A 13,709-nucleotide genomic window follows, 5' to 3' on the forward strand; every position below is an offset into this window, starting at 1 on the left:
GGTAGGGACGGAAGCCAATTACCCCACCTCGGGCCTTTAAATTTTGAAAAATCCATATCCGGAAAAAGGGCACACTCATTTTATCAAATTTCCCCGGCTTCACCCGAATGCCTCCTCCCTTTTTTTTGCCGACTTGCCCTAAAGTAAAGGGCATAAAAAGGGCATAAAAAACCTTGAATTTCGACACTTGTAAGATTTTCTTACAAATAATCTGTCATTTTGAAGGTTTTTTCTTTCAAACTTCTTAATTTTCAGGCTTTTAAGAGAAAAATCCCCAAATATTCTGGGGAATTACTTGGTTCGCCTCTAACTTACTATAACTAATTTGCACAAAAATCGTATCGTACAGATGGAGTATAAATATACTATAATCGATTCTGATGCAACTTCTAATTTGCAATTGCAACATTATTTGGAAGAATACGGCGATTTTATTTGCACTTCGCAGGCCCGTAACAGCGATGAAGGGATCAACGCTATACTTAAATTCTCTCCCCATATTGTCTTTATCCACCTAAACGGGCAGGCCTATGAATATTTCAAAATGGTTATGGAGTTGCACCAATACTTGGACGATTTACCGATAATCATAGGACTGGCCAAGGGGAAACAATATGCCTACGACGCCATCAAAAACGGTTTTTTCGATTATTGGCTGATACCTTATAACGAGTTTGAAATTCGGAAATCGATATTTCGGCTCAAAAAACAGGTTCCGGTCACCCCAGAGCCCCAAACCTTGTGCCTAAGTTCATATCGCGACTTTCAATATATCGACACCGATGATATCCTTTATCTGAAAGCCGATAACAACGCTACGGAATTCATTATGAAAGACGGAGCAATAATCAATGCCTTTAAAACGTTAAAGACCTTTGAAAATCAATTACCCAGAAATTTTGTACGCATCCATCAAAGTTATATCGTAAATACCAATTGCATCTCGCGAATAAGTTATGGCAAATCTGTATGCACATTGAAACACGGTAAAAAACAATTGCCCTTCTCAAAATCTTACCGCAAGAACATCGATCAATTGAAGCAATTACTGTCAAAAAACGCCATTTCTTCCTTAAATTGATCAAATACTCACAGAATTAAGCCATTAACTCATAAACTGGGGACGTTTACTATTGTCTTACATTTCTACTCTTTGTCTTCTGCCCGCTGGCAGTAGTTTAGCAGCAAGAAAAAAACAAATAACCCCTAAAATTTTTAATTATGAAAAGAGTAGCAAGTATTTTCGCAGTAGTAGTAATGGCAATCGGAATGTTCTCTTGTGAAGCCGAAACCAATTTGGAAGAGACTGACGCCGTATACGAGTTGAACATCGATGCTGCGACCGACGGCGATGATGTACGCCCAGACGAAAGAGACAACGGATAGTATCATTCCATATAGTTTAAAAAGAGCCTTAATGTTTATTTAAGGCTTTTTTTATACCTTGTACCTAACAAACCCGAATGCTCCCAAGATTTTCTACATATCAAATTGTTTGTTTGACCGTATTCCTTGGGCTTTTGGCCTCAAACTGTGGGCAAAGCAGAACCGACGCACCTTACCATAGCGGTAAAAATGAGACCGTTGACTCCATATTCCGATGGATCGACCAAGGCCGGAACAGCCATCTGGATCGCAATGCACGGATCGACTACCTTACAAAGGCCGAGAAAAGTGTGGACAAGCTCTATAACGATTCCGTACAAACGGTGTTGACATCCAAAATTTCATACTCCTACCTCAAGCTCAAGGATTCTTTAAGGTTTAACAGGCTCAACCTAAAAACGATTAGCCTGGCCCAAAAAAGGCAGGATTCCGTGATTTGGGCCGAAGCCCTTTGGGACAGGGCCATCTTCTTTAACAACCGGGCGCTTCCCGACAGTGCCTTTTACAACTATTCAAAGGCACAAAAAATATACGAAAGGCTCGACCGCGACTTCGAAAGTGCCAGAATGCTATACAACATGGCCATAACACAGGCGGCGGTCAGGGACTATACCGGAAGCGAAATCAATACCATTCGGGCCATTGAAATCTTAAAACCGCTGAAAAAGGCCAAACAACTGTATTTATGTTACAACAATTTGGGTTCGGTCACAAAGGAACTTAAGGAATTTGAACGGGCCATAGAGTATTACAAGACCGCATTTGAATACCAAGAACAAATCGAAACCGAAAACCACTTTGATTCCAGCTTGAACAACAACATCGGCGTGGTCTATCAAGAACAGGGTCGATACGAAGAGTCCCTGCCCTATTTTGAAAAGGTATTGGAAAAAAAATCGTTTCGACAAAGCGACCCAAAACTTTATGCCTTGGCCCTAAACCACTGGGCGTACAGTAAGTTTAAATCAGACCCCAAGGTCGATGTGGCCGACGATATCGAAAGGTCTATCAGGTTATTGGACAGCATTAACAATATTCCCGGGCTGGCCAGGGCCTATTACAACCTTGCCGAGTTCAATTTGACCCAAAAAGACACCTTACAGGCCCTTGCCTTCGCCAAAAAATCCAAGGAGTACGCCAAGCAGGCCAACAACAACGAAAGGATACTTCTCGACCTGCAGCTCATGGCCAAATTGGAGCCCGAAAAATCAAGCGCCTATACCAAGGAATACATTACCCTTAACGACAGCCTACAGCAGGTAGAAAGGCAGGTACGCAACAAATTTGCCCGCATTCGTTTTGAAACCGACGAATTTATTGCCGAAAACCTGCTCTTGGCCCGACAGAAACAGTTGTGGACGGGTATTGCCGTTGCCGTACTTTTATTGGGTATAATGTCTTACTTTATACTTGACCAACGCGTAAAAAACCAAAAATTGCGCTTTCAACAAGAACAGCAGGCCGCCAACCAAGAGATCTTTAACCTGATGCTTGCCCAAAACCAAAAGGTAGAGGAAGGAAAAAAACTTGAACAAAAACGGATTTCGGAAGAATTGCACGACGGTGTTTTGGGCCGCATGCTAGGCGCCCGTATGGTATTGACCGGGTTGAACAAAAAGCAAGACGAGGCGTCCGAGCTTCAGCGGAAAAAGGCCATTGATGCCTTACAGGACGTTGAAAAGGAAATACGTGCCATTTCGCACGAATTGAGTCACGCCGCTTACCAAAAAATAAATAATTTTATACGTTCGATCGAAGATTTGTTGGAAACCGTACAGGTAAGTGGAAAATTCAACTATACCTTTGACTACAACAAGGATTTTGATTGGGACGGCATTAAAGGGGTAACAAAAATCAATATCTACCGTTTGATACAAGAAAGCTTGCAGAATTGTGTCAAACACGCCCAATGCGAGAATGTTTGGCTTAATTTAGACGCCGGGGGCAACGAACTAAGGGTTACCGTTACCGATGACGGCAAGGGATTCGCCAAAAAAAAGGGAAAGAAGGGAATCGGAATGCGAAACATGGCTTCCCGAATCGAAAAACTAAATGGCCAATGGCATATTGAAAGCGCCCCGGGAAAAGGCACCAAGGTCTGGTTCAAGGTACCCATTGCTACACCCCAAAACACCAAAGTTGAACGACCCAAGGAGGAAGAACTAACCTAATACCCAAGAAATAGAACGATGAATGACGATTTAGTACGCATATTGGCAGTCGACGACCACGAAATGATAGTGCTGGGTTACAAATATACCCTTGAAGCCACCGAATTCGATGATTTCAAGGTAGTCGTCAATACGGCCGCAAGTTACGAAAAGGGAAAGGCAGAAATAGAGAGCTCCTCAAAACGACTGCCTTACGACATTATATTGCTCGACATCTCGATGTTTCCGGAAAGTGCGAAGGAAAACAGGAGTGGTGAGGACCTAGGGCTGTTGGCCAAACAAATCTCCCCCACTTCCAAGATTGTTTTTCTTTCCTCGTTCAGCGACAGCTACCGGATCAACAACATTCTCAAGGTCATTAACCCCGACGGGTATATGGTAAAATCGGAAGTTGATGAAAAAACCTTGCAGGACATGGTAAAGACCGTGCTTGCCAAACCTCCTTACTATACCGCCGCCGCCCTTCAGGCCATACGGCGAAAAATGGCAAACGAGGATCAAATCGACGAACGCGATAAAAAAATTCTATACCAATTGTCCATCGGAACCAAAACCAAGGACATTTCTTCCATCGTGGCCGCGGCCAGTACCACCGTTGAAAACAGAAAAAGACAATTAAAGGTCATTTTCGGGGTCGAGAACGGCAATGATTTTGCCCTGATCGAAGAAGCTCGAAAGAGAGGATTTATTTAGTTCCCACCCGCGTAGAAATTGCACGCAAAACACTACAAACCAACACATTATAACCACAAGGGCCTGGCTTAAAGAAAAACCCCATTTTTTTTGGGGTTTTTCTTTGTACCAATAGCAACATATCAATTTACTTTTGGTAGTCAATTGTATTACACTATATGTTTATGCCTTCATTTCCAGATAATTTCGAAAACAATTCATCCGGAGGTTTCAATATTGATTTGAAACTGGAAGGAATTGAGTCCTTTAGAAAAAGCTTAGAGAAGTATTTCTTTTCAGAAGCCACGGTGCGCAATTGGGCTTCAAGTACCATGGGCATAAACTTGGCCGTTGAGCTGGAATGCAACCTTAGCCTGGTCGAAATGCTTTTCCATTTCAATCGGGGTACCTGGGGAAATTTTTCCCAAGGAAGCTCTTCCTTTGTCTCCGTACTGGACAAATTCAGAAGGGAGAATCCGGTTTCCATAGATATCGAGGAGTTGTCCATTCTATTTAAGGATACCAGGATCATCATCAATAAGATCTACGAAAGAAGTGTCGCCGAACAGCTTGATAATATTTTGAGCGAAATGGGCAAGCACTATGTCCATATCAGCAAGGGCCTATCGGAAACACCCTACGAAATTTACGTGCCCGTTTTCGAGGAAGACCAATCGGAAGAGAATATTCTCCTCAGGACCATTGAGGCCAGCCACACCAAGAAAGATTATTTCAATTATTGGGGTCTGTATTTCGAATCTGAGGACGATGCCATAATCTACGACCTTCGTGCCTCCCATTTGGAGAACGGCGATTTGTTGATGCTCAACACCGAATGAAAATTTTTGCCTTTTTATATCCACCTTTGATGCAATGGCCCAAAAGGTATGCATCAAAACAAAAAATCCGCTAGTCATACGACATAGCGGATTTTTTTGTAGTGGGGTTACCCTACCGATAATCGGCCTTAAAAGTTGAAAAGTTCACGGTCTTTCATCAAATCGTTCACCTTTTTCTTCACATTGTTGATTTTGGATAGGTCATCGGCATTGGTCAATGCCTCGTCGATGAGGTCAACAATGGTTGCCATGTCCTTTTCCTTTAGGCCCCTAGTGGTAATGGCCGCCGTACCAAAGCGGATACCCGAGGTGACAAAGGGCGATTTATCGTCAAAAGGCACCATGTTCTTATTCGCCGTGATATCGGCCTGTACCAATACTTTTTCGGCATCCTTCCCTGTAATATCCTTGTTTCTAAGGTCGATAAGCATCATATGGTTGTCGGTGCCTCCCGAAATTATATGATAATCCTTGGCCACAAATGCGGCGGCCATAGCCTCGGCATTCTTCTTTACCTGTAGCATATAATGCAGAAAGTTATCGGTCAAGGCTTCCCCGAAGGCAATGGCCTTGGCAGCGATAATATGTTCCAATGGCCCTCCTTGGTTACCGGGAAAAACGGCCAAATCCAACAGGGCCGACATTTTTCTAAGCTTACCGTTTTTCAATTTGATTCCGAACGGATTGTCAAAATCCTCCCCCATTAAGATGAGTCCACCCCTCGGACCGCGCAAGGTCTTGTGCGTAGTCGTGGTAACGATATGACAGTGTGGAATGGGGTCGTTTAAAATACCCTTGGCGATCAAGCCCGCCGGGTGTGAGATATCGGCCATGAGCAATGCTCCCACGCTATCCGCAATTTCCCGGAAACGTTTAAAGTCCATATCCCTCGAATAGGCCGAAGCCCCGGCAACAATCAACTTGGGCCTTTCCCTTTCGGCGATCTCTTGGATCTTGTCGTAGTTCAATACGCCCGTTTCCTTGTCCACTCCGTAAAAAACGGGGTTGTACAAGCGACCTGAAAAATTCACCGGAGAACCATGGGTCAAATGTCCCCCATGGGAAAGGTCGAAGCCCAAAATGGTATCGCCCGGCTTTAGACAGGCGTGATACACGGAGGCATTCGCCTGGGACCCCGAATGGGGCTGAACATTGGCGTAGGCAGCACCGAAAAGTTCCTTTGCTCGGTCTATGGCCAATTGCTCGATCTTATCCACGACCTCGCACCCACCGTAATAGCGCTTGCCCGGGTAGCCTTCGGCATATTTATTGGTCAATACCGAGCCTGCAGCTTCCATTACTTGCGGACTGGTAAAATTCTCTGAAGCTATAAGCTCGATACCACTTTTTTGCCGTTCTTTCTCTTCGGCTATCAAATCAAAAATTCGGTTGTCGCGTTGCATACGTCAATATTGTGTTAAATGAGCTGCAAAAGTACGAATTGATCCTCGTTAATACCTATAAAATAATATATTTGGTTAGCATTTTATCAAATAAAAATTAACAATTGCCCATGCCTATACTAGCGAACGACCCTACGAAAAAAACTTGGTTGAAGGTACCCAAGGATTCCGATTTTCCGATTCAGAACATACCTTTCGGCGTATTTCTCACACGGGACGATATCATCACCATCGGTACCCGCATAGGCGATTACGCCATAGACCTGGGTGCCCTGCACCAACTTGGCTATTTTAAGGATATCCCGCTCACCGACGATATCTTTTTACAGGATACGCTGAACGATTTTATCTCGGACGGACAGAAAACCTGGAGGGCCGTACGAAACCGGATAAGTGAAATTTTCGATGTTTCGAACGATGAACTAAAAAACAACGACAGCCATAAAGAGGCGGTCTTGTTCTCGATGGACGAGGTTGAAATGCAACTTCCGGTCCAAATAGGCGATTATACCGATTTTTATTCCAGCAAGGAGCACGCCACCAATGTTGGCCGAATGTTCAGGGACCCCGAGAACGCACTGCTTCCCAACTGGCTCCACATTCCGGTCGGTTACCACGGGCGCAGTTCGACCATAGTGCCGAGCGGGACCCCGGTGCGCAGGCCCCTAGGGCAAACGATACCCAAAAATTCGGACCAACCCGTTTTCGGGCCGTCAAGACTGGTGGACTTCGAACTCGAAATGGCCTTTATCACCACCGATGCCAACCTAATGGGGGAACCCATTCCCGTGTCAGAGGCGGAAGATTACATCTTTGGTATGGTATTGTTCAACGATTGGAGCGCCAGGGACATCCAGAAATGGGAATATGTACCCCTTGGCCCCTTTTTGGCCAAGAACTTTGCCTCGTCGATCTCGCCATGGATAGTAACCATGGACGCCCTAGAACCCTTTCGGGTAGATAGCCCTATTCAAGTACCCGAACCACTGCCTTACTTGAGGCTTAACGGCAAACATAGCTTCGATATCAATCTCGAGGTAGACATCCTGACCGAGGCCGGCATACCCACTACCGTTACCAAATCGAACTTTAAGTATATGTACTGGACCATGGCCCAGCAGCTCGCGCACCACACGATAAACGGGTGCAAGGTAAACAGCGGCGATATGATGGGCAGCGGCACGATCTCGGGTCCCACGCCCGACGCCTACGGTTCTATGCTCGAACTATCGTGGCAGGGAACCAAGCCGGTAAAGCTCAATGACGGAAGTGAACGAAAATTTATACAGGATAACGACACCGTAGTTTTAAGGGGCTACTGTGCCCATAAAGATGTCCGGATCGGGTTTGGCGAAGTTTCCACCAAGCTGCTCCCCGCCCTCGAAACCATTAAATAGCGACACAGTTACATACGGTTCCGGGCCAAGGCCGGGCCTGCCCAAGGAAGAAAAAACTGCCCCCGACCTTTCTTTTTTTTGGGGCCTTCATTCCTTGTTACACAAAGGTGTCCAATTGCAGATCGGTAATGGCCCCATGCGAATCGTGGGCGACGACCGTTCCGTTCTTGACAACCAACAATTGGGGAGATTGATGCACGATTCCGAACCGGGTGGCCACCCCGTCCGACACATCCCGAAATTGATGCAGGTCTAAAAAATAAAAATCCATTTGGCCTTCCGAAAGCCCATAATTGCGATTGAACATGTTCAAGACCATCCTACTTATTCCACAGGTAGTGGAGTGCTTAAAAATCACCTGTGGTCTCGAATGCGATTTTTCGACGATATCGTCCAGTTGTTCGAGGCGTGAAAGGGCAAGCCACGGCACCTTGGAACCCGATTCGCCGCCCTCTTTTCCACTTCCTCCGAAAAATCCACTAAAAAGTCCCATTTCCTTCTATTTTTAAAACAAAAATTGATAAAACCAAAATACCCCGACCTGCCGAAATGTCTTGTATTTATTGGGATAAGCAGACATTTTGTCTTGCGGGATACATTGGTAAGATTCTTGACCTATCCACCTCAAAAGTAAACAATAAGCTAAAGATATAAGAATATGAATTTTAATAATTACACCATAAAATCGCAAGAGGCGATACAACAGGCCCAGCAAATTGCACAGGGTTTGGGCCACCAACAGATCGAGAACGAGCATATTTTCAAGGCGATTTGGGAAGTAGATGAGAATGTACTCCCCTTTATTCTCAAAAAACTGAACATCAACGTCGGTATGCTCAAGCAGATTCTCGACAAAGAGCTCGAGAGCTTCCCCAAGGTTTCCGGGGGCGACATCATGCTATCCAGGGAAGCCGGCAAGACCGTTACCGAGGCCAGTATCATCGCCAAAAAAATGGGTGACGAATACGTGTCCATAGAACATCTGCTTTTGGCCATATTGAAGTCGAAAAGCAAGATCGCCCAGATACTAAAAGACCAAGGGGCCACCGAAAAAGACCTGAAGGCGGCCATAACGGAACTTCGGGGTGGTAGCAAGGTTACCTCGCAAAGTGCGGAGGAGACTTACAACGCGCTGGACAAATATGCACGTAACCTGAACCAATTGGCCGATAGCGGCAAGCTAGATCCGGTCATCGGCCGCGACGAGGAAATTCGGAGAATTCTTCAGATCCTCTCGAGAAGGACCAAGAACAACCCTATGTTGGTCGGTGAGCCCGGTACCGGTAAAACGGCGATTGCCGAGGGCCTGGCACACCGTATAGTGCAGGGCGACGTACCCGAAAACTTAAAGGACAAGGTTATCTATTCCCTAGACATGGGGGCCCTGATCGCGGGTGCCAAGTACAAGGGAGAGTTCGAAGAGCGCTTAAAGTCGGTCATTAAGGAGGTTACCTCTTCCGATGGCAACATCGTCCTGTTCATTGACGAAATCCACACCTTGGTCGGCGCAGGTGGCGGTCAAGGTGCCATGGACGCGGCCAACATACTGAAACCCGCCTTGGCAAGGGGCGAATTGCGTGCCATCGGGGCCACTACGTTGGACGAATACCAAAAGTACTTTGAAAAGGACAAAGCCTTGGAGAGAAGGTTCCAAAAGGTGACGGTCGACGAACCCGATACCGAGAGCGCCATATCCATATTGCGGGGTATCAAGGAGAAGTACGAGGCACACCACAAGGTACGCATCAAGGACGATGCCGTCATTGCAGCCGTAGAATTGTCGCAACGCTACATCACCAATCGCTTCTTGCCGGACAAGGCCATTGACCTCATGGACGAAGCGGCCTCGAAACTACGGATGGAAATCAATTCGAAACCTGAAGAGCTCGACGTACTCGACCGCAAAATAATGCAATTGGAGATCGAGATTGAGGCCATCAAGCGCGAAAACGACAAGGCAAAACTAAAATTACTCAACGTAGACCTGGCCAACCTCAAGGAAGAACGAAACGAGATCTATGCGAAATGGGAGAGCGAAAAATCGGTAGTGGACAACATCCAGAAAACCAAGCAGGATATCGAGGAGTATAAAACGGAAGCCGAACGGGCCGAGCGCAACGGCGATTACGGTAAAGTGGCCGAACTTCGCTACGGCAAGATAAAGGAAGCCCAAGAGCAATTGGACAAACTGCAGAAAGAGCTTCAGGAACAACAAGAAAACGAGACCCTGATCAAAGAGGAGGTCACCAGTGAGGATATTGCCGAGGTAGTGGCCAAGTGGACGGGGATACCCGTAACCAAAATGCTCCAAAGCGAACGGGAAAAACTCTTAAAACTGGAAGATGTACTGCACAAGAGGGTCGTCGGCCAGGAAGAGGCCATCCAGGCCGTTTCCGATGCCATTCGCCGCAGTAGGGCCGGTTTACAGGACACCAAGCGTCCTATAGGGTCCTTTCTCTTCTTGGGTACCACGGGTGTCGGTAAGACCGAATTGGCCAAGACATTGGCCGCCTACCTGTTCGACGACGAAAACGCCATGACCCGGATCGACATGAGCGAATACCAAGAAAGGCATTCGGTAAGCCGTTTGGTAGGTGCTCCTCCAGGATACGTAGGTTATGACGAAGGGGGCCAGTTGACCGAAGCGGTAAGAAGACGGCCCTACTCCGTGGTCTTGCTGGACGAGATCGAAAAAGCGCACCCCGATACATTCAATATCCTGTTACAGGTTTTGGACGAAGGCAGGCTGACCGACAACAAAGGCCGGGTGGCCGATTTTAAGAACACGATCATTATCATGACCAGTAATATGGGAAGCCATATTATTCAAGAGAAATTTGAAAACAACGACGATATCTATAGCGCTTCGGAAGCCGCAAGGGTCGAAGTACTCGGATTGTTGAAGAAAACGGTCAGACCTGAATTCTTGAATCGAATAGACGATATAATCATGTTCACCCCGCTCAACAGGGAGGATATTACCAAAATTGTCAGATTGCAGCTCGACCAGTTGAAGAAAGTCGTGGCCAAGCAGCACATTACCATAGACGCAACCGATGAGGCCGTCGAATATCTGGCAGAAAGGGGATACGACCCACAATTTGGGGCCAGGCCCATAAAACGGGTCATTCAAAAAGAAGTGCTCAACAAGCTCTCGAAAGAATTGCTGAAAGGCAGTATTTCACCCGAAAGTATCGTACTTATCGATGCGTTTGAAGACCAACTCGTATTCAGAAACCAAGCGGAACTCGTCAAGTAGGAATTAACGGATATATTTGATCAAGGCATCTTTAATAAAGGTGCCTTTTTTTTGACATAATAAGATACCATACAGTATATAATTTTTCTATCTTCGTATAAAACTGCACAACCATGACCACCAAAGCTGAAAGAACCACGGCCTATATTATCGAGACCGTAGCGCCGATATTTAATAAACTAGGGTATGTCGGCACGAGCATGAGCGACCTGACCAAAGCTACGGGCCTGACCAAAGGGGCCTTGTACGGTAATTTTGAAAACAAGGAAGCCCTGGCCCTTTCGGCATTTGAATACAGCAGTAAAAAGTTATTGTCCAAGATCGATGAAGTATTGGCGACCGAAGGTACGTCGTTGGACAAGATTTTTGCCCTTACCGACTTTTATCGGCACTACGATGTCTTTACGGCCGACCTGGGAGGTTGTCCGGTTTTGAACACGGGGGTCGACGCCCAGCACAACAACAAGCCGCTCGCCGATGCAAGCCGTGAAACGATCAAGGAAATCGAACGTAAGATCGCCTCGGTATTGGAAAAGGGTGTTGAAAACAAGGAGTTAAAGATAGCCGTTCCTCCCCTGCAATTTGCCAAACAGTTTTATACCATGATCCAAGGGGCCGTGGCCATGTCCACGATAACAAGGGACAGAAAATACCTCGTGAACACCATTGCCTATCTCGACCTGTTGGTCAAGAAAGAAATCAAAAGGTAGGTTGCCGGTACTTATACTTACATCGGGCTTGTTCTTATAAGCCCCCTAAGCTTTCTATTTCCTACCGAAGCCTGATTCCCCGTTATTTTCCGACGACCCGGAATATCCAGGTTTTTCCGGTGTATTTTCCTCCAAAGTTGCTGTCCCTTGCCGCCCTTGCCGCCTGCATGGTATCGAATCGCCCGAGGTAGGCATAGTGGTAGTTGTTTTTACTTCGTACAAAGAATCCGGGATCCATACCCTTGCTCCTTAAGTCGGACATAAAGGCCTCAAAATACTTTTTGGTGCCAAATACATTGGCAATCAAGTAATAGCCGGGTTCCAAGCCGTCTTCCGTTTGGACCTCTTCGTATTTTTCTCCTTGTTTGGGCTTATCGGCCTCTTGCTGTTTGGCACGTTCGGCCAAACGACGTGCCGCCTCGACCTTCGCTATCGAATCTTGTTTCCGCTTTTCGGCCAGGCTCCGGGCCTCAGCCAATGCCCGTTCTTCCCTGGCCTTGTTGATCGAATCGAGTTGACGTGCCTGTTCTTGCTGTTTACGGGCCAGCAACTCGGCCTCTCGTGCCTCCTCGTCCTTGCCCTGTGCTTCCTTCGCTATTTTCTTCGCCTCCCTATCCTGTTCCTTTTGGAGTGCCTTGGCGGCCAAGGCGGCTTCCTTCTCCACTCTTGCTATCGAATCGCGTACGAATTTCTCCCGCTTACGCCTTTCCTTTTCTTCGATTTTGGCAACCTTTTTGGCTTGTTTCGCTTCCTCCTTATCCGTTTGTGCCGACTCTTCGGCTTTTTCGGGTACTTCGACCTCCGCCGTTTTCTTTTGCCCATCGGGATTCAGTTCCATCACAATGTCGGTATCGCTCTCGAGATCAAAGCCCACTACCTTGTTCCGTTGATCGGGCTTGCCCAAAAGATAAGCTGCCATTAGTTCAAAGGAAGTGTCCTTTGTGATCGACGCCCCGGTACCAAGTTCGACCAGGGCACCGAGGGATAGGTGCTTGAAAAAGGTGGCCCCTGCACCGATTCCGTAGCCGTAAAAATTGTTATATCCTACCTGCCCCCAATACTTGTCGGTGTTCAAGAGGGTATAGAAGCCTACTTGGTTGGATTGCCCGGGAATGGTACGCAGGTACATCGATGGCCGCAAAAAGGCATTCGTCGCCGAGCCCAGCATCAAAGGAAAATCATAGGAAAGCAAAGACATAAATATTTTGTCTTCCTTCGCCGTATTTCCCTCTTTCTCGTTGAAATTATAATCGATTAAATTTTCCGAGGCCAAACTTAGGCTTAGCCTTTCGACCGAAATGTTGACCCCGGGGGCCATCTGCACGATAAAATCAGTGCCCACGGTCGATGTCAAGGGCAATGGAAGATTGGGGTCGGTCTGAAAGCGATCGTCCGCCAATTCTTGTTGAAAGGCAAATACATTGAGCCCTACGGATAGCCTGACCAGCTCGTTGAATTGAAATTGATAGGCATAGTTGAGGGCGCCGCCCGTGTTGAAGAACACCCCCGTATTTTGTTGAAAAAAGGCCAACCCGGCCGCCGACCTGCCATTAAGCTTTCGCGTATAGTTCAAAAAAACAGTGGTGGGGTCGCCATCTATGGCCTGCCACTGCCATCTCGACCAAAAAGCGACCGATTCCGCATTGTTTCTGTCGAAAGAAAACGCGGGGTTGAACAGACTGGCATTGTAGGTGGTCAAATTGTGCTGTCTCAGATCGGCAGGCAATCGCTCTTCCTTTTGCCCATAGGCCAATAAGGAAAAAGATAGGATAATAAGAAGGGGCAGTGTTCTCAACATACACAAAAAAACAAAAACAAGCTCTTTAACATACTTTTTTAGGCTAAATTTAGTTAACATTTATGCAATAGTTT

11 protein-coding genes are annotated in these 13,709 nt (G+C 46.5%); 8 read left to right on the plus strand and 3 right to left on the minus strand.

Going from position 1 to position 13,709, the window contains the following annotated elements:
• Positions 1-349 precede the first annotated feature (349 nt).
• From BUB37_RS06835 to BUB37_RS06850, 5 genes are all read left to right on the plus strand, one after another.
• The gene (locus tag BUB37_RS06835; RefSeq protein WP_072990775.1) at positions 350-1,081 is read left to right on the plus strand and encodes a LytR/AlgR family response regulator transcription factor; all 732 of its coding nucleotides are present in this window, start codon (positions 350-352) and stop codon (positions 1,079-1,081) included.
• A 140-nt stretch (positions 1,082-1,221) separates the two neighbouring features.
• A complete protein-coding gene (locus tag BUB37_RS21600) occupies positions 1,222-1,386 on the plus strand; it encodes a hypothetical protein (RefSeq protein ID WP_170863128.1) in 165 nt (54 codons plus the stop codon).
• Between the two features lie 113 nt (positions 1,387-1,499).
• A complete protein-coding gene (locus tag BUB37_RS06840) occupies positions 1,500-3,557 on the plus strand; it encodes a tetratricopeptide repeat-containing sensor histidine kinase (RefSeq protein ID WP_072990778.1) in 2,058 nt (685 codons plus the stop codon).
• An 18-nt stretch (positions 3,558-3,575) separates the two neighbouring features.
• Positions 3,576-4,250 carry a response regulator gene (locus BUB37_RS06845; protein ID WP_072990781.1) on the plus strand — a complete coding sequence of 225 codons (675 nt, stop codon included), beginning with the start codon at positions 3,576-3,578 and terminating at the stop codon, positions 4,248-4,250.
• A 164-nt stretch (positions 4,251-4,414) separates the two neighbouring features.
• Positions 4,415-5,068 carry a hypothetical protein gene (locus BUB37_RS06850; protein WP_139278085.1) on the plus strand — a complete coding sequence of 218 codons (654 nt, stop codon included), beginning with the start codon at positions 4,415-4,417 and terminating at the stop codon, positions 5,066-5,068.
• Between the two features lie 128 nt (positions 5,069-5,196).
• On the opposite strand, the gene glyA is transcribed toward BUB37_RS06850, so the two are convergent.
• Positions 5,197-6,471 (minus strand): serine hydroxymethyltransferase, encoded by a 1,275-nt coding sequence (gene glyA / locus BUB37_RS06855; RefSeq protein ID WP_072990785.1) that lies wholly within the window; start codon positions 6,469-6,471, stop codon positions 5,197-5,199.
• Between the two features lie 110 nt (positions 6,472-6,581).
• Here glyA and fahA point away from each other — a divergent pair, with 110 nt between their 5' ends.
• Positions 6,582-7,868, plus strand: a complete 1,287-nt coding sequence (gene fahA / locus BUB37_RS06860; RefSeq protein WP_072990788.1) for a fumarylacetoacetase — start codon at positions 6,582-6,584, stop codon at positions 7,866-7,868.
• 97 nt (positions 7,869-7,965) lie between these two features.
• Here the strand turns inward: fahA and ytxJ are convergent, their stop codons facing one another.
• Positions 7,966-8,361 (minus strand): bacillithiol system redox-active protein YtxJ, encoded by a 396-nt coding sequence (gene ytxJ / locus BUB37_RS06865; protein ID WP_072990791.1) that lies wholly within the window; start codon positions 8,359-8,361, stop codon positions 7,966-7,968.
• A 165-nt stretch (positions 8,362-8,526) separates the two neighbouring features.
• On the opposite strand from ytxJ, the gene clpB reads away from it, so the two are divergent.
• Both clpB and BUB37_RS06875 read left to right on the plus strand, forming a co-directional pair.
• Positions 8,527-11,127, plus strand: a complete 2,601-nt coding sequence (clpB, locus tag BUB37_RS06870; protein WP_072990793.1) for an ATP-dependent chaperone ClpB — start codon at positions 8,527-8,529, stop codon at positions 11,125-11,127.
• Between the two features lie 113 nt (positions 11,128-11,240).
• Entirely contained in the window at positions 11,241-11,837 is a 597-nt protein-coding gene (locus BUB37_RS06875; RefSeq protein ID WP_072990795.1) for a TetR/AcrR family transcriptional regulator, read from the plus strand.
• Positions 11,838-11,919: 82 nt separating this feature from the next.
• Here BUB37_RS06875 and BUB37_RS06880 read toward each other — a convergent pair whose 3' ends face one another.
• The gene (locus BUB37_RS06880; RefSeq protein WP_072990797.1) at positions 11,920-13,695 is read right to left on the minus strand and encodes a PorP/SprF family type IX secretion system membrane protein; all 1,776 of its coding nucleotides are present in this window, start codon (positions 13,693-13,695) and stop codon (positions 11,920-11,922) included.
• Between the last annotated feature and the right edge of the window lie 14 nt (positions 13,696-13,709).

The organism is Pseudozobellia thermophila (assembly GCF_900141855.1).
Taxonomy (GTDB): domain Bacteria; phylum Bacteroidota; class Bacteroidia; order Flavobacteriales; family Flavobacteriaceae; genus Pseudozobellia; species Pseudozobellia thermophila.

Bases quoted from the DNA above. Each gene is read 5' to 3' on its own strand.
- BUB37_RS06835 (WP_072990775.1), top strand. From the start codon at position 350: ATGGAGTATAAATATACTATAATCGATTCTGATGCAACTTCTAATTTG.
- BUB37_RS21600 (WP_170863128.1), top strand. From the start codon at position 1,222: ATGAAAAGAGTAGCAAGTATTTTCGCAGTAGTAGTAATGGCAATCGGA.
- BUB37_RS06845 (WP_072990781.1), top strand. From the start codon at position 3,576: ATGAATGACGATTTAGTACGCATATTGGCAGTCGACGACCACGAAATG.
- BUB37_RS06850 (WP_139278085.1), top strand. From the start codon at position 4,415: ATGCCTTCATTTCCAGATAATTTCGAAAACAATTCATCCGGAGGTTTC.
- glyA (WP_072990785.1), bottom strand. From the start codon at position 6,471: ATGCAACGCGACAACCGAATTTTTGATTTGATAGCCGAAGAGAAAGAA.
- fahA (WP_072990788.1), top strand. From the start codon at position 6,582: ATGCCTATACTAGCGAACGACCCTACGAAAAAAACTTGGTTGAAGGTA.
- ytxJ (WP_072990791.1), bottom strand. From the start codon at position 8,361: ATGGGACTTTTTAGTGGATTTTTCGGAGGAAGTGGAAAAGAGGGCGGC.
- clpB (WP_072990793.1), top strand. From the start codon at position 8,527: ATGAATTTTAATAATTACACCATAAAATCGCAAGAGGCGATACAACAG.
- BUB37_RS06875 (WP_072990795.1), top strand. From the start codon at position 11,241: ATGACCACCAAAGCTGAAAGAACCACGGCCTATATTATCGAGACCGTA.
- BUB37_RS06880 (WP_072990797.1), bottom strand. From the start codon at position 13,695: ATGTTAACTAAATTTAGCCTAAAAAAGTATGTTAAAGAGCTTGTTTTT.